Below are 14,843 nucleotides of genomic sequence, written 5' to 3'. Positions count from 1 at the left end.
GGGCCGGGTGACCATCGCCGTACTGGAAGCGCTGACCTTCGGCCTTGGCCGCATGGTGGCGGCGGCCGGCAAGGCCGGGGAACGTCTGTGCCTCCTGACGGGAGACCGGGACATCTACCGTCACGAACTCCAGCGCCTGCCGACGAACGCGCTGGAGATCATCGATGTCGACACCCGTGCCCTCACCAGGTGTTCGGCGGTGCTGGCATCGCTGCCGGAACTCCGCGGGCTGATCTGCTCGACCGACACCTGGATGGTGCCCGGAGCCGAGCTGGCCGCCCGGTTCGGCCTGCCGGGTCCGAACCGCGAAACGGCGCGCGTGCTCCGCGACAAGCTCGCGGTGCGCCGCCTCCTGCACGATCGGAACCCGTCCCTGAACGCGGCCGTCCCGGTCTCGCCCGGCGCGACGGCGACCACGGTGGAGAAGGCGGTCGGACTGCCGGCCGTCCTGAAGGACTCCGCGGGCACGGGCTCGCGCAACGTATGGCTCGCCCGTACCACCGGGCAACTGGAGCTCGCGCTCGCCGAGGCGGCCGGACGGTCCTTCATGGGCGGCCTGTTCGCCGAGCCGTACATCACCGGGCCGCTCTACAGCGCCGAGACGCTGAGCTGGGAGGGCCGTACCCGGCTTCTCGGCGTCTCCGGCCGGCTCACGTCGGCGCGCTGGTTCGGCCGTGAGGAACTGCTGTCCTTCCCCGCGATGCTGCCCGAGCCCGATCTGGCCGGCGTCGAACAGTGGGTGGCGCAGGTACTCGATCTGGTGGGGCACACGCGAGGGTTCGCGCACGTCGAGTTCGTCTGGACGGTGAAAGGGCCCGAACTGGTCGAGATCAACGGCCGGATCGGCGGGTGCCTCGCGGGCGAGGCGATGTGCCGCTCCCTCGGGGTCAACGTCTACGAGGCGATGGTCGACATGGCCTTGGGCCGTGCGCCCGCGCTGCTCGACGCCGTTTCGGACCTGGGCGCCATCGCGGCGCGGGGAGGCGGAACGGGGGCGACGGCGACCGTTCTCGTCTACCCCGACCGGCCCGGAACCTTCCAGAGGGTGGACGGACTGGAGGAGCTGGCCTCGCATCCCGGCTCACCGGAGTGGTATCCGACCATGACGATCGGGACCAGAGTGACCGATCTCGGCGACCAGCGGGCGTGCACGGGTCTGCTGCTGGCGGAGGGGCCGACGACCGAGCTGGCGGTGTACAACGCGATCAGCGCCGCCCACGCCGTCCGGCCGGTCATGGCGTCCGCCGGCCCGCCATGACCGGATCCCTACCGGATGCGGCGGTGACGAAGGCTTCAGCCACTCGGCAGGATCATGGATTTCTGTCACGATGAGGGGCATGCCCGTTCTGCGCCTGTTGCGCGCCACCGTGTTCGCGGTGGTGTGCGTGGCGGTGTCGCTGGGCATGCACGCGCTGGCCGGCGGCGCCGCCATCGACGTGGCGGTCTTCGTCGGGGCGACGGCGCTGGTGACGGGCGGCGCCTTCGTGCTCTCCCGGCGGCAGCGGGGCCTGGGAGCCCTGCTCACCGCGGCGTTCGTCACCCAGTACGGCCTGCACCACCTGTTCTCCGCGGCGATGCGGCCGCCACCGGTCCACGGTCACGGGCACGGCGGCCTGGCCGTGGGTGTGGCGATGCTGCTGGCGCACACCGTGACCGCGCTGCTGTCGGCTCACTGGCTGGAACGCGGGGAGACGGCGCTGGCCACGCTGCTGCGCCTGCTCGTCGCGGCCGTGGTGACCCTGCTGGTGCGGATGGCCACGCCGTCCGCACCACGCCTCGTGCCACGGCGCCGCGTAGACGGCGCGTCCTTGTTCCTCACCCGGCTGCTCGCCTCGGCCGTCTCCCGGCGCGGGCCGCCGGCGGGGGTCGTCGTCATCTGATCCGGGCCACGTGCCCGTGAGACCTTCACCGGCGCGGGCCCTCCCGGCCGGTGTCCGGTCGTCGCCTGCTCCGCGCCGCGCGACGGCCGCCACCACGGCGGCCGTGCCCGCGGGCCAGGGCACCGCGACGTCCCCATGACGAACCCCGCCGAGGCGCGCGTCCACCTGTGCGCGCCTCCGTGAACGGAGACCTTCCATGACCTCTGACGTGCGCGAGCTTCAGCCTGCTCCCGAACGCTCCCGTTCCACCGCCTGGCCGGCCACGCGAGCGCTGCTGCTGCGCCTGCACTTCTACGCCGGAATCCTCGTGGCGCCCTTCCTGCTGGTGGCCGCCACCACCGGCCTGCTGTACGCCTCCTCCTTCCAGCTGGAGAAGGTCGTGCACGCCCACGAACTCACCGCTCCGCTTCCGCCCGCCGGCCAGGCGCCGCTCCCCCTGGCGCGGCAGATCGCCGCCGCCCGGCAGGCGCACCCGCAGGGAGCGATCGGCGCCGTGCGGCCCGCCTCCGAACCGGGAGAGACCACCCGCGTCCTGCTCAACGCGGAGGGCCTGCCGGAGAGCACCCAACTGGCGGTCTTCGTCGACCCGTACACCGGCCAGGTCCGCGGCGCGCTGCCGAGCTACGGCAGTTCGGGCGCGCTGCCCGTGCGCGCCTGGATCTCGAACCTGCACCGCCATCTGCACCTGGGCGAGCCCGGACGCGTGTACAGCGAACTGGCGGCGAGCTGGCTGTGGGTCGTCGCGCTCGGCGGTGTCGTGCTGTGGCTGACCCACCGTCGCCGCACCCTGCGGCCCGACCGCACGGCGAAGGGTCTGCGGCGCACCCTGTCCTGGCACGGCTCGGTGGGCCTGTGGATCACCGTCGGCCTGCTGTTCCTGTCCGCGACCGGCCTGACCTGGTCGAAATACGCGGGAGCGAACGTCGACAAGCTCCAGACCGCGCTCAGCTGGTCCACCCCGTCCCTGCCCGCCACCGCCCCGGGGCACTCCGGCCACTCCGGGCACGGCGACGGGCCCACCACCGAGGCCGACGCCGACCGCATCGTGCGAGCCGCGGCGGACGCCGGGCTGTCCGGGCCGCTGGAGATCGCCTGGCCCGCCAAGGCGGGCGGCGCCTTCACGGTCAAGGAGATGGACCGCCAGTGGCCACAGCGCAACGACCAGGTCGCGGTCGACCCGGCGAGCGGCCAGGTGACCGGCGAACTGCGTTTCGCCGACTACCCCCTGGCCGCCAAGCTGACTCGCTGGGGCATCGACGGGCACATGGGCGTGCTGTTCGGCCTGGCCAACCAGATCGTCCTGGCCGCACTCGCCCTCGCGCTGATCTCCATGATCATTTTGGGATACCAGATGTGGTGGCAACGGCGGCCCACCCGGGGCTTCGCCGCCCCCTACGCGCGCGGCGGCTGGCGCGCGGCGCCCGTCCCCGTACTACTGGCCATAGGACTGGTCGCGATCGCGGTGGGCGCGTTCATCCCCCTGCTCGGCATCTCACTACTGGCCTTCCTGGCCATCGACGTCGTCCTCGGCCTGGTCAAGCGCTCCACCTGACCCAGGCACCGCGATACGACCGGTCCGGCGGGGACACGATGACGTCCCCGCCAGACCCCGCCCCTTGGAATCGCGGTCCTTCACCGGCCCCGCCGCTTCGCCTCACCCGGCGGGCCGGACGGCCTGTGGAAGGTGGACGATGCCGCCGTGGCCGCTCCAGCGAGCCAGGAGTTCCAGGTCGTGGCTGATGACCAGGATCGCCGCGCCGGTGTCCAGGCGGTAGGCCTCCAGCCTGGCGACCAGGTGCGCCTGGGTGGAGGCGTCGAGCATCGTGGTCATCTCATCGCAGATGACGTAACCAGGACGCAGCGCCAGGGCGCGGGCGACGCAGGCGCGTTGCAACTGGCCGTCGGACACCTCGTGCGGCCGGCGGGACAGCAGTTCGGGGGTCAGGCCCATCTCCTCGGCCAGTTCGCCGGCGCGTCCTGGGCCGCGGCCGGTGGCCAGCAGGGGTTCGGCGATGACCTCGCGCAGGGTGAAGCGGGGATCGACCGCCAGGCGAGACTGCTGGAAGATCAGCGCGACGCGGACGCGCAGGTCGCGCGGGGCGCGGTTGCGCCAGCGGCGCACTTCGGCGCCGTCGATGGCGACCCGGCCGGTCGCGGGTCTCTGGACCAGGCCGAGGACGCGGGCGAAGGTCGACTTGCCGCAGCCGCTGGGCCCGGCGAGCCCGGTGACGGACCCCGGCACCAGCGTGAGCTCGGCGTCGTGGAGGACGGGCCGGCGGCCGTAGGTGACGGTGACGCCTTCAGCGCGCAGCATGGCTCTCCACGGGATGGTGGCAGGCGACCCGGCTGTGCCCCGCGGACATCTCCGGCACCAGTTCGCACGCTGCGCCGGCTCGGGTGCAGCGGGGCCGGAAGGCGCACCCTCGCGGCAGGTTGGTGAGTTCGGGAGGCTGGCCGGGGATGGCGGTGAAACGCCGGGACGGCAGCGCGTCGAGCAGGCCCACGGCGTACGGGTGGCGCGGGGCGGCGAAGAACTCCTTCGCCGGGGCCAGCGACACGACGCGTCCGGCGTACATGACGGCGACGTGGTCGGCCACCTGCTCGGCGGCGCGCAGGTCGTGGGTGATGAGCAGGACGGCGCGGCCCTCGTCGGCCAGGCGCCGCAGCTCGGCCATGGTGACCTCGACCAGCGGGCGGTCCAGTCCGCTGGTCGGTTCGTCGGCGATGACGAGCCAGGGGTCTCCGGCGAGGGCGATCGCGTTGACCACGCGCTGGGCCATCCCTCCGGAAAGCTGGTGCGGATACAGGTCCAGGTCGGCCGGGCGCAGTCCCGCGCGCGCGGCCAGGTCATCCGCCGTCTCGGAGCTTCCCAGTTCGCGCAGGGCCTCGGTGATCTGGGAGCGCGCGGTGCGGACGGGGGTGAGGTGCGCGGCCGGGCTCTGCGGGATGAGGCCGATGCGACGCCCGCGCACGGTGCGGGCCAGCAACCTTTCCGGGGCGCCGATCAGCTCGACCGGGGACGCGGCGCCGGTCTCCAGGCGCGCGGACCCGGTGACCGTGGCGTTGCCGGGGAGCAGTCCCATCAGGGCGTGTGCCATCACCGACTTGCCGCAGCCGGACTCGCCGACCAGGGTCAGGCACGCGCCTTGCGTCACCTCGAAGTGCGCGTCGGTGACGGCGTGCACGGTGGCGTCCGGGAGGTGGAAGCGGACCGACATGCCTTCGACGCGCAGCCGGGATCCCGCGGGCGCCGGGGATGCGGTGGTCACAGGTTGAGCTCCGATCGCCGGCGGGGGTTGGCGCGATCGCGCCAGTACTGGGCGAGCGTGGAGATCGCCAGCGTGGGAAGCAGGATGAACAGGCCGGGAAACAGGGAGGCCCACCAGTTGCCGGCGAGCAGTGACCGCGCCCCGTCGTTGATCATGTTGCCGAGCGAGGCGAGATGGGCGGGCAGCCCGAGGCCGAGGAAGCTGAGGGCGGTCTCGTGCCAGATCGCGTGCGGGACCATCAAGACGGCGGCCAGCGCGATGTGCGGCATCAGATGCGGCAGCAGGTGCCGGCGGACGATCCGTATCCTGCTCGATCCGCCGGATACGGCCGCGTCCACGAACGGGCGGGCGCGCAGGGTCAGCACCTCCGAGCGGACGATGCGGGCGGCGGTCATCCAGTGGGTGAGCGCCACCGAGACCACCACGGCCGTGGCGCTGGGTGAGAACAGCGCCACGATGAAGATGCCGAACAGCAGGTGCGGCACGGAGTTGAAGCCGTCCACGACTCGCATGAGCACCCGGTCGGCCACCCCGCCGAGCGTCCCCGCGGCCAGCCCGGCCAGCGTGCCGATCGTGACGGACACCAGCGCCGCCACCAGGCCGACGAGCAGGGACACCCGCAGTCCGTAGACGGCGCGCAGCAGCACGTCGCGTCCCACCTCGTCGGTGCCGAAGGGGTGGGCGAGCGAGGGAGGCGACGAGGCCAGCCGCAGGTCCACCAGTTGCTCGTCCAGCCGGACGACGACCGGGACGATCAGCACGGCAAGGCCGAGCAGCGCGAGGACGGCGAGGGCGAGCCGGTGGGAACGGCGCCGGGCGCGTCCCCGGCGGAGCCCGCCCGGCCGGGGCCGGGCGCCGGTCGCCTTCGGCCGGGTGAGCATCAGCTCACCCCCAGAACGCGCACCCGCGGATCGGCGATGACGTAGGCGGTGTCGGCCAGCAGGTTGCCGGCGACCACGGCGAGCGTGGCCAGCAGCGTGAGCGCCGCCAGCAGCGGGAAGTCGGCCGCGAGGGCCGCCTGGACGGACGCCGAGGCGACGCCGGGCCAGGAGAACACCGTCTCGACCAGGATCGCCCCGGTGACCAGTTCGGGGATCCGCGCGCCCAGCAGCGTGATGAACGGCAGCAGCGCCGATCGCAGGGCATGCCGGACGATCACCGTCCGCTCGCGCAGGCCACGGGCGCGGGCGCCGATGACGTAGTCCTCCCGCAGGGACGCGATGAGCGACTCGCGGACGAACAGCAGCAACCAGGACGACTGCGAGAACGCCAGGACGGCGACGGGCAGGATCATGTGGCGCAGCACGTCCCCGGGCTCCACCGTCCCGGCCGCCGCGTCGGTCAGCCCTCCCGCGGGCAGCCAGTGCAGCTTCACCGCGAACACCCAGATCACGATGAGCGCGGTCCAGAACACCGGGGCCGCCTCGTTGGCGTAGGCGGTGCCGGTGACCAGCCGGTCGGTCCAGGAGTCACGCCGCCAGGCGGCCACGGCCCCCACGACCAGACTGCCGGCGAGCATGAGCACCAGGGCGCAGCCCACCGCGAGCAGCGTCCAGCCGAACCGTTCGCCGATCACCTCGGCGACCGGCCTATGCATGCTGCGTGACTCGCCGAGGTCGCCGCGCAGCAGGTCGCCGAGCCAGGTCAGGTACTGCTCGGTGACCGGGCGGTCGAGCCCCCACGCCTGACGGATCCGATGTGCGATCTCCGGGCTGGTGGTCAGCGCGCGGTCCCCGAGGTACTGGCGTACCGGGTCGAACGGGGAGGCCTTGGCCAGGGCGAACATGCCCAAGGTGACCACCAGGAGCAGCGGGGCGGTGAACGCCAGGCGCCAGGCCGCCATCCTGGCCAGGGCGCGCGTCACGAGCCGGGCTTCCATTCGGCCAGGTTGCGGAACAACCCTCCGGTGGCGTGGTCGTGCGCCTCGACGCCCGGCGTGACGCCGGTCCACTTCCCCCTGATCACGTACACGTGCTTGAGGTACACCAGGTAGGCCCACACGGCGTCGTCATGGACGCGTCGCTGGAAGGCGTCGTAGGCCTGTTTGCGCACGGCCGGGTCGGACTCCTCGCGCCCCTTCTCCAGCAGTGCGTCGACCTGCGGCACCTTGTAGTGGCCGGGGTTGAAGTACCCCTGGCCGGAGAAGCTCGAGTGGAACAGCTCGAAGTTGGTGTAGTCGGGGTCGAACGGAGTCCCCCATCCCATGATCAGGGCGTCTCTGTCCATCCGGGTGTGGATGGCGTCCCAGTCCAGGCCGGCCAGCCGGATGTCGATGCCGAGCTTCTTGGCGTCGGAGGTGAACGCGAGGGCGAGTTCCTTGCGCAGCGAGTCCCCCGCCGGGTACATCAGCATGAAGCTCGCGGGCGTGCCGCCCTTGTGGCGGATCCCGTCAGGCCCGCTCTTCCAGCCGGCCTCCTCCAGCAGGCGCACGGCCCGAGCCGAGTCGGGTGCCGGCGAACCGTCGACGGCGGGGTTGTGCCAGGTGGTGTCAGGGGCGACGGGCCCGAACGCGGGTCGTCCGGCCCCGGCCAGGATCGTGTTCACCATCGCCTCGCGGTCGGCGCCGAGGCTCAACGCCTGCCGGATCACCTTGTCACCGGTCACGGGCGCGTCCAGGGGGAACATCACGCCGCGGTAGTCGGCGCTCGGCACACGGTGGACGGTCATGCCGGGTTGGCCGTCGAAGCGTGAGGCGGCCTTGGGCGGCAACTCGGTGGCGTCGAACTCGCCCGCGGCCATGCGGGTCGCGCGCACGTTGTCGTCGACGGCGTACGCCATCACCAGCCGCTTGATCGCCGGGACGCCGCCCCAGTAGGACGGGTTGGCCTCCAGCACCACCTTGTCCCCCGGCGTCCAGGAGACGAACCGGTACGGCCCCGTGCCGACGGGCCTGGTGTTGAACGGCGCCTTCTCCAGGTTCCGCCCCTCGAGCGTCCGCCGCGGCACGATGCCCAAGGTCGCGCGCTGCAGGAAGGGCGCGTAGGGGTACTTCAGGTGGAACACCACCGTGGCCGGGTCCTTGGCCTCGACCGACGCGATGGCGGTGTAGTCCCCGCGTATCGTCGAGTTGTTGTTCGCGTCGAGCACGGCCTGATAGGTGTAGGCGACGTCCGCGCTGGTCAGAGGCGTCCCGTCGTGGAACTTCACTCCCTGGCGCAGGGTGAAGGTGACGGACGTGCCCGTCGCCTTGGGCAGACGCTCGGCCAGCGCCGGCTTCAACGACAGGTCCGCGTTCCGGGTGACCAGCCCGTCGAACATCAGCGACCCGCCGTCGGGCGCGTATCCGAGTACGGGGTTCAGCGTGTCGGGCTCCGAGCCCAGGCCGAGGACGAACGTGCCCCGGGCGCCGCTCTCTCCCGTTGTGGAAGCGGGCGATCCTCCACCGGCGGAGCAGCCGAGCGTCACGAGAAGTAAGGCGAGCGCCACGAGGCCGAGCCGGGTGAGCTGCATGGGGCGAACGTAGAACGAATAATTCGCTGTTGCAATAGTTTGGCAATTGGGTCGGCGAGGAAGACTGCATGTGTGACCGCGGCGCCCGATGAAGCTTCCTTGCAGCGCTATCCAGCCGGGCGGTCGGGCGCCGCGCCTCCGCACATCCGCCTGGTGAGCGGGTCGCAAGCCGCGACGTACCAGTCGATGGTGGCCGAAGTGGGCGGCCGGGTGTTCACCGGACCACCTTGGTGTGAACCACGCAGCTTCGCCCGCAGCGTGGCGGTCCGCATGCTGGTCGACCTGCACCAACCGGGCTTCGTCCTCGCCCTCGCCCTGGACGGCGAACAGGTGTGCGGCTTCGCCTACGGGCACCTGGCCTCCCGCCTCGCGGCCCTGGCGGGGCATCCGAGCGCGGACGACTTCACCCTCAAGGAGCTCGCCGTACTGCCCGAGACGCGAGGACAGGGCATCGGCACCCGTCTGCACGACTCCCTGCTGGCGGTCGCGTGCGGCGGACCACGCTGGCTGGCCACCCATCCGGCCGCCGCCGCGGCCCTCGGCCTCGGCCGGAAAAGGGGATGGCGCGAGGTGGCCTACCTCCCCGAGCGCGCCATGACCCCGCTCATCATGCGGAAGGCACGCGAGTGAGCGCCCCACGTGACGGCGTCGCGGCTGTGAGGGCCGGCGGGGTGCTCGGCCGGAGCAAGGCGGTGCGGCCGTAGGTCATCGCAGCTCGGTGACCCCCTCTTCGAGCCTGCGCGGCCGCGAGGCCGGCGTGCCGAACGGCCGGCCCGCCGCCTCGAACTCCGCCGGCACGTAACCGGCGCCCCCTGCAGGACGTCCTACCCCAGATCCTTGACCTCTCGCACCCGGATGATCCACTCCGAACGGGAGGATCCGGAACTGAGGAGAGCGGCGCCGAAGCGGAACGACGGAGGGCTCATGACGACCTTTCGGAGAAGGGCTCGAGGGTGTGCCGCCGCGCCGCGTCCGCCGCGGAACCGTGGGCGGCACGCGACAGGCTCTCCCACTTCTGCCAGCCGTCGAGGCGGCGTGCGTACTCCTCGCGCACCTCGTCCAGGCCTCCGACGCCGAACAGAACCCGCAGGGGCGGCTCGGCGGCGTCGGCGAGTTCCAGCACGGCCCGGCCCGAGGCCGCGACATCACCGGGGACGATGTGCGCCGCGCCGGCGAAGAGCGCCTGACGGGCGTGGGCAAAGGCCTCGTCCTGTCGGGCCTGGGGGGAGGAGGCCATCAGGCCCGTGTGAAAGACGATCGGCTCGATGAGCGTCACGTGAATGCCGTACGCGGCGACCTCCGCCGCGAGCGACTGGCTGACGGCCTCCAGCGCCCACTTCGAGGCGTGGTAGAGACCGAGCGCCGGGTAGGCGATGACACCGCCGAGCGAGGAAACCTGGAGAATACGGCCCCCACCGCGTGCGCGCATACCCGGCAGGACGGCACGGGTGGTCCACAGCGCACCGAAGAAGTTCGTGTCCATCTGGGCACGGGCCTGTGCGTCCGTGACCTCCTCCACAGCCCCGACGAGCATGTGCCCGGCGTTGTTCACCAGCACGTCGATGCCACCGAAGTGCGCCTCGGCCGCCGCCACGGCTTGGCGCACGGCCGTCGCGTCCGCGACATCGAACCCCAGCGGCAACACCTGGTCGCCGTGGGCGTCGACGAGCGGCTTCAGCGACGCGGCGTCCCGGGCCGTCGCCGCGAGCCGGTCGCCGCGCTCCAGCACGGCCCGCGCCCACTGGGCGCCCAGCCCACGCGACGCCCCGGTCAAGAACCAGGTTCTCGGGTGGTGATCGGTCATGACGTGCTCCTCTGTCGCAGTACGCGGGGAAACGGCCGGTGTTTCCGCCCCCTCACCCACCACTGTCCAGTGCGGGCGGCCACGCAGGCAGAGTGAGCCACTCCCAGGGAGCGGCAGTCCCTGGCTGACCGAGGTCTCCCTGGGTGACACTGGGCCCATGGACTCCCGGCAGCTCTCCCACTTCCTGCGGGTGCGGCGCGAGGCGCTCACCCCGGGCGAGGTGGGGGTCGTGTCCTCGACGCGGCGCCGCACGCCCGGCCTGCGGCGGGAGGAGGTGGCCGCACGCGCGGGGATCTCCACCGACTACTACACCCGCCTGGAGCAGGCCCGCGCGCCGCAGCCATCGACGCCGGTACTGCGCGGCCTGACACGCGCGCTGCGCCTGACCCTGGACGAGCGCGACCACCTGTTCCGGCTCGCCGGGCACACCGCGCCCGACCGGCTCTCGACCGACGATCACGTCTCCCCCGTGCTCCTCGGCCTGCTGGACCGCCTGCATGACATGCCGGCGCAGGTGATGACCGACCTCGGCGAGACCCTGGCGCAGAACGCACTGGCCACAGCCGTCTTCGGCGACCACACTCGACTCATCGGGCCGGAACGCAGCGCCGTGTACCGATGGTTCACCTCACCCGACGCCCGAGCCGCCTATCCGCCCGAGGACAGGGCGCGGGAGTCACGGACACTGGCCGCGGACCTGCGCTCGGCACTGGTGCGGCGAGGCGACGCACGAGCGCGGGCACTGGTCGACAAGCTGCTGCGGGACAGCGCGGAGTTCGCCGCGCTGTGGTCCGCGCACGACGTCGCCGTCCTGCGCAGCCGGCGCAAACGCATCCGGCACCCCGAGACGGGTCTGCTCGAATTCGACTGCCAAGCGCTCCTGGAAGAAGACCGGTCACAGATCCTGGCGCTCTTCGTTCCCGCCCCCGGCACGGACACCGCCGACCGCCTCGCGCTTCTCGGCGTCCTGCGCGCCGGTCAGCACCACTGACACCCCGCCTCCGCCGAGGTGGGAGACGGTCCTGGGGATGACGCGCGGCCGTGTGTCAGGCAGGGCGCCGGCTCGTCATCGGCTGGGTCCCGACCACGTTCAGCAGCTCCAACTGGGCGGCGGTCGTGGTGCCGGGCGGCGCGGAGTAGACGACGATGCGCAGGTCGGACCCCGGCACGGTGAGGACATCGCAGTCCACGGTCACCGCACCCACGTCCGGGTGGTGCACGACCTTGGTGTCCCCGATGCCGTACCTGCCGACCGCGTGCGCGGCCCACAGCTCGCCGAAGCGCCGGCTGTGCTCCCGAAGGTCGTCCACGAGCGTGCGCAGCCGCTCGTCCTCCGGGTAGGCGGCAAGAGAGGACCGCAGGTCCGACACCAGCGCCGCCTCGAACCGCACCAGTTCGCCGGGCAGGTGGGCGACGCGTGAGGGGAAGCCGGCGAAATGGCGCCATACGATGTTGCGGTCGCGGCCGCGCAGCGTCGACGGGTCGCCGGTCAGCGCGCCCCACAGCGGGTTCCACGTGAGGAGCGTCCAGGACGCGTCGTAGACGCTGAGCGGGGTGCGCGCCAGTTGGTCGCACAGCCGCTGCACGCTGGGCGGTATGTGCTGCGAGACCTGTCCCGCGCCGGGCGGGCGCCGGCCGGCGAGCAGGTACAGGTGATCGCGTTCGGACACCGACAGGCGCAGTGCGCGGGACAGGGCAGCGAGCACCTGGGCCGACGGGGTCGTGGCCCGGCCGCGTTCGAGGCGGACCACGTAGTCGACGGACAACCCGGCCAACTGGGCGAGTTCCTCGCGGCGCAGGCCCGGCGCGCGGCGCACCCCGCCCGACGGCAGCCCGACCTCCCCGGGCGGCAGCCGGTCCCTCCAGTGGCGCAGGGCCGCGCCCAGGTCAGTACGGTCCGCGGGTCCGGTGGGCGCGCTGCTCATACCGCCTATTGTCCGCCATCATCCGAAAGACAGCCTGGTACAGGCAGTCCCCCCGTCGACGGGTACTCTGTCTGTCCCGGCGTCACCGGGCCATGGTGGCCGCATGACCATCACAGTGATCACCGGCGCCAACAAGGGCCTCGGCCGCGAAACCGCCAGGCGGCTCATCGAACTGGGACACACCGTCTACGTGAGTGGCCGGGACGCGGAGCGGACCGAGCGGGCCGCCGCCGACCTCGGCGCACGCCCCCTGCTCCTCGACGTCACCGAGGAGGCGTCGGTGCGTGCCGCGGCCGCGACCGTACGTGAGCAGGCCGGCCGGGTCGACGTCCTGGTCAACAACGCGGGCGTCTCCGTGCCGCGCGCCACGGCACAGGACCTGACAGCGGATGTGCTGCGGGCGGTGTACGAGCCGAACGTCTTCGGACCTGTACGGGTGACCAACGCGTTCCTGCCGCTGCTTGCAGCCGCGTCGCACCCGGTCGTCGTCAACGTGAGCAGCGGGCTCGGCTCACTCGCCATCAACGAAGACCCTTCGCTCGCGCCCGACTACGTGCCGGCGCCGGCGTACGCGTCGTCGAAGGCGGCGCTGAACATGCTCACCATCCACTACGCCAAGGCCCTGCCCGGAATCCGGTTCAACGCCGTGGACCCCGGCTACACGGCCACCGACCTGAACGGTCACCGCGGGCGGCAGACGGTGGAGGAGGGGGCGCGAGCCATCGTCGCGGCGGCGACCGCACCCCCGGGAACCCCCACGGGCACCTTCACGAACACGGCCGGCAGGGTGCCATGGTAGACCTCCAGCACGGTCGGCCGGTCGAGCGCGCCCGGAGATACGCACCCGTGTGCGGAGATGTTCACCCCGGCGTCGTCATCGGCTCGTAAGGTTTCGGCGCTGTTCCTGTACCTAATCTGGTCGCATGATCCCAGTTCGCGGAGCCCGCGTGGCGGTCGTCGCCCTGTCAGCGGCGTTGCTGGTGTCCGCGTGTGGCGGCCTCAACGGCAGTCGGGCAGCCGATCCGGCCGACGGCGCCTCTCCACCGTCTGCCGCCCTGCCGCCTGCCACGTCGGCATCGGCATCGGCATCGGCGGCGTCGGCGGCGGCGGCGGCGTCGGCGTCGGGCCGGGTCGCCGTGCCCGACGCGCTGCGGTTCAGCGCGACGACCCTGAAGGGTGAGAAGTTCGAGGGGGCGAGCCTGGCTGGCAAGCCGGTCGTCTTCTGGTTCTGGGCGCCGTGGTGTCCCAACTGCCTGTCCGAGGCGCCCGCGGTCAAGGCCACTTCGGCCAGGTTCACCCAGGTGAGGTTCGTCGGGGTCGCCGGTCTGGACACCGAGGCGGCGATGAAGGAGTTCGTCCAGCGCACCGGCACCGGCACCGGCACCATCGTGCACCTGTCGGACGAGAAGGGCGCGGTGTGGACCAAGCTCGGCATCAGCCGGCAGTCCACGTACGTGTTCATGAGACCCGACGGGGTGACGGCCAAGGTGTCGGGCCCGCTCGACTCCGCCGAACTGGCCGACCTCGTCCAGCGCCTGGCCGGATGAGACCCCTCATGCCGCCGGACGCCCATAGCGGGGCAGGCCGCCGATGATCGCCGGCCTGCCGCTCGCGCTGGCGCTGACGGCGGGTCTGGTGGCCGCCTTCAACCCGTGCGGCTTCGCGATGCTGCCGGCCTACCTCACCCTGCTCATCACCGGCGGCACATCCTCCCCCCGCCGCCCGGTAAGCCGGGCGCTGGTCCTGTCGGCGGCGATGAGCGCCGGGTTCGTCACCGTCTTCGGCCTGTTCGGGCTGGTCGTGACCCCGCTGGCCCTCTCGGTCGGCCGCTACCTGCCCTGGGTGACGATCATCATCGGCGTCTTCCTGCTGGGCCTGGGCGGCTGGCTGCTGGCCGGTCGCGAGCTGCTGCTGCGCGTGCCCCGGCTGGCCACCGGCCGTCCTACCACCACCTCGGTCGTGTCGTTGTACGGCTACGGCCTGTCGTACGCGGTGGCGTCGCTGTCCTGCACGATCGGGCCGTTCCTCGCGGTCGTCTCCGCCTCCGTGGCGAGCGGCGGCCTGCCCGGCGGGCTGGCGATCTTCGTGGCCTACGCGCTCGGCATGGCACTGGTCATCGCCCTGCTGTCGCTGACCGTCGCGCTGGCCCACGCCGCCGCGGTGGCGCGCCTGCGACGGCTGCTGCCCCACCTGTCCCGGATCAGCGGCGTCCTGCTCCTGCCCGCCGGACTGTACGTCATCTACTACGGCTGGTATGAGCTGCGCGTCTACTCCGGCGCCACCAGCGGGGACCCGCTCGTGCACGCCGCCGTCGCCGTCCAGGGCACGCTCTCCTCCTGGGTGGAGACCCTCGGCGCGGGCGGCATCGCCCTCATGCTCACCGCACTCATCCTCGGCGCGTCCTCACTCCGACGCATACGACGCAGGAAGATCACACGTACCAGGTGACAAGCTCATCGTCACCAGGTGATCGTGCTGCGCGCGTGACCACGTTGCCTTCGACCTTCGACCTTCG

General features: G+C 72.1%; 15 protein-coding genes. 8 read left to right on the top strand and 7 right to left on the bottom strand.

Annotated elements, in window-relative coordinates; genetic code table 11:
• The first annotated feature begins 7 nt into the window (after nucleotides 1-7).
• The 3 genes from ACFQSB_RS23110 to ACFQSB_RS23100 all read left to right on the top strand — a co-directional run bounded on the left by ACFQSB_RS23110 (nucleotide 8) and on the right by ACFQSB_RS23100 (nucleotide 3,432).
• A complete protein-coding gene (locus tag ACFQSB_RS23110; RefSeq protein ID WP_380829002.1) occupies nucleotides 8-1,258 on the top strand; it encodes an ATP-grasp domain-containing protein in 1,251 nt (416 codons plus the stop codon).
• A 79-nt stretch (nucleotides 1,259-1,337) separates the two neighbouring features.
• Nucleotides 1,338-1,880: a hypothetical protein gene (locus ACFQSB_RS23105; protein WP_380829001.1), complete on the top strand. Its 543-nt coding sequence runs from the start codon at nucleotides 1,338-1,340 to the stop codon at nucleotides 1,878-1,880.
• Nucleotides 1,881-2,076: 196 nt separating this feature from the next.
• Nucleotides 2,077-3,432 carry a PepSY-associated TM helix domain-containing protein gene (locus tag ACFQSB_RS23100; protein WP_380828999.1) on the top strand — a complete coding sequence of 452 codons (1,356 nt, stop codon included), beginning with the start codon at nucleotides 2,077-2,079 and terminating at the stop codon, nucleotides 3,430-3,432.
• 102 nt (nucleotides 3,433-3,534) lie between these two features.
• Here the strand turns inward: ACFQSB_RS23100 and ACFQSB_RS23095 are convergent, their stop codons facing one another.
• Genes ACFQSB_RS23095 through ACFQSB_RS23075 form a run of 5 tightly spaced genes read right to left on the bottom strand, consistent with a single transcriptional unit; the run spans nucleotide 3,535 to nucleotide 8,599 of the window.
• Entirely contained in the window at nucleotides 3,535-4,194 is a 660-nt protein-coding gene (locus tag ACFQSB_RS23095) for an ABC transporter ATP-binding protein (protein WP_380828998.1), read from the bottom strand.
• Nucleotides 4,181-5,149 carry an ABC transporter ATP-binding protein gene (locus tag ACFQSB_RS23090; RefSeq protein WP_380828997.1) on the bottom strand — a complete coding sequence of 323 codons (969 nt, stop codon included), beginning with the start codon at nucleotides 5,147-5,149 and terminating at the stop codon, nucleotides 4,181-4,183. Before ACFQSB_RS23090 ends, ACFQSB_RS23095 begins: the two co-directional genes overlap by 14 nt.
• On the bottom strand, nucleotides 5,146-6,030 hold the full coding sequence (locus ACFQSB_RS23085; protein WP_380828995.1) for an ABC transporter permease: 885 nt from the start codon (nucleotides 6,028-6,030) through the stop codon (nucleotides 5,146-5,148). The genes ACFQSB_RS23090 and ACFQSB_RS23085 overlap by 4 nt, the downstream gene beginning before the upstream one ends.
• Nucleotides 6,030-7,028, bottom strand: a complete 999-nt coding sequence (locus ACFQSB_RS23080; protein ID WP_380828994.1) for an ABC transporter permease — start codon at nucleotides 7,026-7,028, stop codon at nucleotides 6,030-6,032. The genes ACFQSB_RS23085 and ACFQSB_RS23080 overlap by 1 nt, the downstream gene beginning before the upstream one ends.
• Nucleotides 7,010-8,599, bottom strand: coding sequence for an ABC transporter substrate-binding protein (locus tag ACFQSB_RS23075; RefSeq protein ID WP_380828992.1), 1,590 nt, complete (start codon nucleotides 8,597-8,599; stop codon nucleotides 7,010-7,012). Before ACFQSB_RS23075 ends, ACFQSB_RS23080 begins: the two co-directional genes overlap by 19 nt.
• 99 nt (nucleotides 8,600-8,698) lie before the next feature.
• Between ACFQSB_RS23075 and ACFQSB_RS23070 the strand changes: the two genes are divergently transcribed.
• A complete protein-coding gene (locus tag ACFQSB_RS23070; RefSeq protein ID WP_380828991.1) occupies nucleotides 8,699-9,229 on the top strand; it encodes a GNAT family N-acetyltransferase in 531 nt (176 codons plus the stop codon).
• Nucleotides 9,230-9,521: 292 nt separating this feature from the next.
• Here ACFQSB_RS23070 and ACFQSB_RS23065 read toward each other — a convergent pair whose 3' ends face one another.
• A complete protein-coding gene (locus tag ACFQSB_RS23065; protein WP_380828990.1) occupies nucleotides 9,522-10,403 on the bottom strand; it encodes an SDR family NAD(P)-dependent oxidoreductase in 882 nt (293 codons plus the stop codon).
• 157 nt (nucleotides 10,404-10,560) lie between these two features.
• Here ACFQSB_RS23065 and ACFQSB_RS23060 point away from each other — a divergent pair, with 157 nt between their 5' ends.
• Nucleotides 10,561-11,394 carry a helix-turn-helix transcriptional regulator gene (locus tag ACFQSB_RS23060; protein WP_380828989.1) on the top strand — a complete coding sequence of 278 codons (834 nt, stop codon included), beginning with the start codon at nucleotides 10,561-10,563 and terminating at the stop codon, nucleotides 11,392-11,394.
• Nucleotides 11,395-11,449: 55 nt separating this feature from the next.
• Here the strand turns inward: ACFQSB_RS23060 and ACFQSB_RS23055 are convergent, their stop codons facing one another.
• On the bottom strand, nucleotides 11,450-12,328 hold the full coding sequence (locus ACFQSB_RS23055; RefSeq protein WP_380828987.1) for a helix-turn-helix domain-containing protein: 879 nt from the start codon (nucleotides 12,326-12,328) through the stop codon (nucleotides 11,450-11,452).
• Between the two features lie 103 nt (nucleotides 12,329-12,431).
• Here ACFQSB_RS23055 and ACFQSB_RS23050 point away from each other — a divergent pair, with 103 nt between their 5' ends.
• From ACFQSB_RS23050 to ACFQSB_RS23040, 3 genes are all read left to right on the top strand, one after another.
• Nucleotides 12,432-13,127, top strand: coding sequence for an SDR family NAD(P)-dependent oxidoreductase (locus ACFQSB_RS23050; RefSeq protein WP_380828986.1), 696 nt, complete (start codon nucleotides 12,432-12,434; stop codon nucleotides 13,125-13,127).
• 124 nt (nucleotides 13,128-13,251) lie between these two features.
• Nucleotides 13,252-13,875 carry a TlpA family protein disulfide reductase gene (locus ACFQSB_RS23045; RefSeq protein WP_380828985.1) on the top strand — a complete coding sequence of 208 codons (624 nt, stop codon included), beginning with the start codon at nucleotides 13,252-13,254 and terminating at the stop codon, nucleotides 13,873-13,875.
• 43 nt (nucleotides 13,876-13,918) lie between these two features.
• Complete coding sequence (locus ACFQSB_RS23040; RefSeq protein ID WP_380828983.1) at nucleotides 13,919-14,776, top strand: cytochrome c biogenesis CcdA family protein; 858 nt, start codon at nucleotides 13,919-13,921, stop codon at nucleotides 14,774-14,776.
• Nucleotides 14,777-14,843 lie beyond the last annotated feature (67 nt).

It is taken from the genome of Sphaerisporangium rhizosphaerae (assembly GCF_042665155.1).
Classification (GTDB): domain Bacteria; phylum Actinomycetota; class Actinomycetes; order Streptosporangiales; family Streptosporangiaceae; genus Sphaerisporangium; species Sphaerisporangium rhizosphaerae.
The sequence above is the reverse complement of the archived record's forward strand: the minus strand, read 5'-3'. Positions and strand labels throughout refer to the sequence as shown.

Coding starts and splice junctions, on each gene's coding strand:
- ACFQSB_RS23105 (WP_380829001.1), top strand. CDS start 1,338: ATGCCCGTTCTGCGCCTGTTGCGCGCCACCGTGTTCGCGGTGGTGTGC.
- ACFQSB_RS23045 (WP_380828985.1), top strand. CDS start 13,252: ATGATCCCAGTTCGCGGAGCCCGCGTGGCGGTCGTCGCCCTGTCAGCG.
- ACFQSB_RS23080 (WP_380828994.1), bottom strand. CDS start 7,028: ATGGAAGCCCGGCTCGTGACGCGCGCCCTGGCCAGGATGGCGGCCTGG.
- ACFQSB_RS23085 (WP_380828995.1), bottom strand. CDS start 6,030: ATGCTCACCCGGCCGAAGGCGACCGGCGCCCGGCCCCGGCCGGGCGGG.
- ACFQSB_RS23095 (WP_380828998.1), bottom strand. CDS start 4,194: ATGCTGCGCGCTGAAGGCGTCACCGTCACCTACGGCCGCCGGCCCGTC.
- ACFQSB_RS23060 (WP_380828989.1), top strand. CDS start 10,561: ATGGACTCCCGGCAGCTCTCCCACTTCCTGCGGGTGCGGCGCGAGGCG.
- ACFQSB_RS23050 (WP_380828986.1), top strand. CDS start 12,432: ATGACCATCACAGTGATCACCGGCGCCAACAAGGGCCTCGGCCGCGAA.
- ACFQSB_RS23040 (WP_380828983.1), top strand. CDS start 13,919: ATGATCGCCGGCCTGCCGCTCGCGCTGGCGCTGACGGCGGGTCTGGTG.
- ACFQSB_RS23100 (WP_380828999.1), top strand. CDS start 2,077: ATGACCTCTGACGTGCGCGAGCTTCAGCCTGCTCCCGAACGCTCCCGT.
- ACFQSB_RS23065 (WP_380828990.1), bottom strand. CDS start 10,403: ATGACCGATCACCACCCGAGAACCTGGTTCTTGACCGGGGCGTCGCGT.
- ACFQSB_RS23075 (WP_380828992.1), bottom strand. CDS start 8,599: ATGCAGCTCACCCGGCTCGGCCTCGTGGCGCTCGCCTTACTTCTCGTG.
- ACFQSB_RS23055 (WP_380828987.1), bottom strand. CDS start 12,328: ATGAGCAGCGCGCCCACCGGACCCGCGGACCGTACTGACCTGGGCGCG.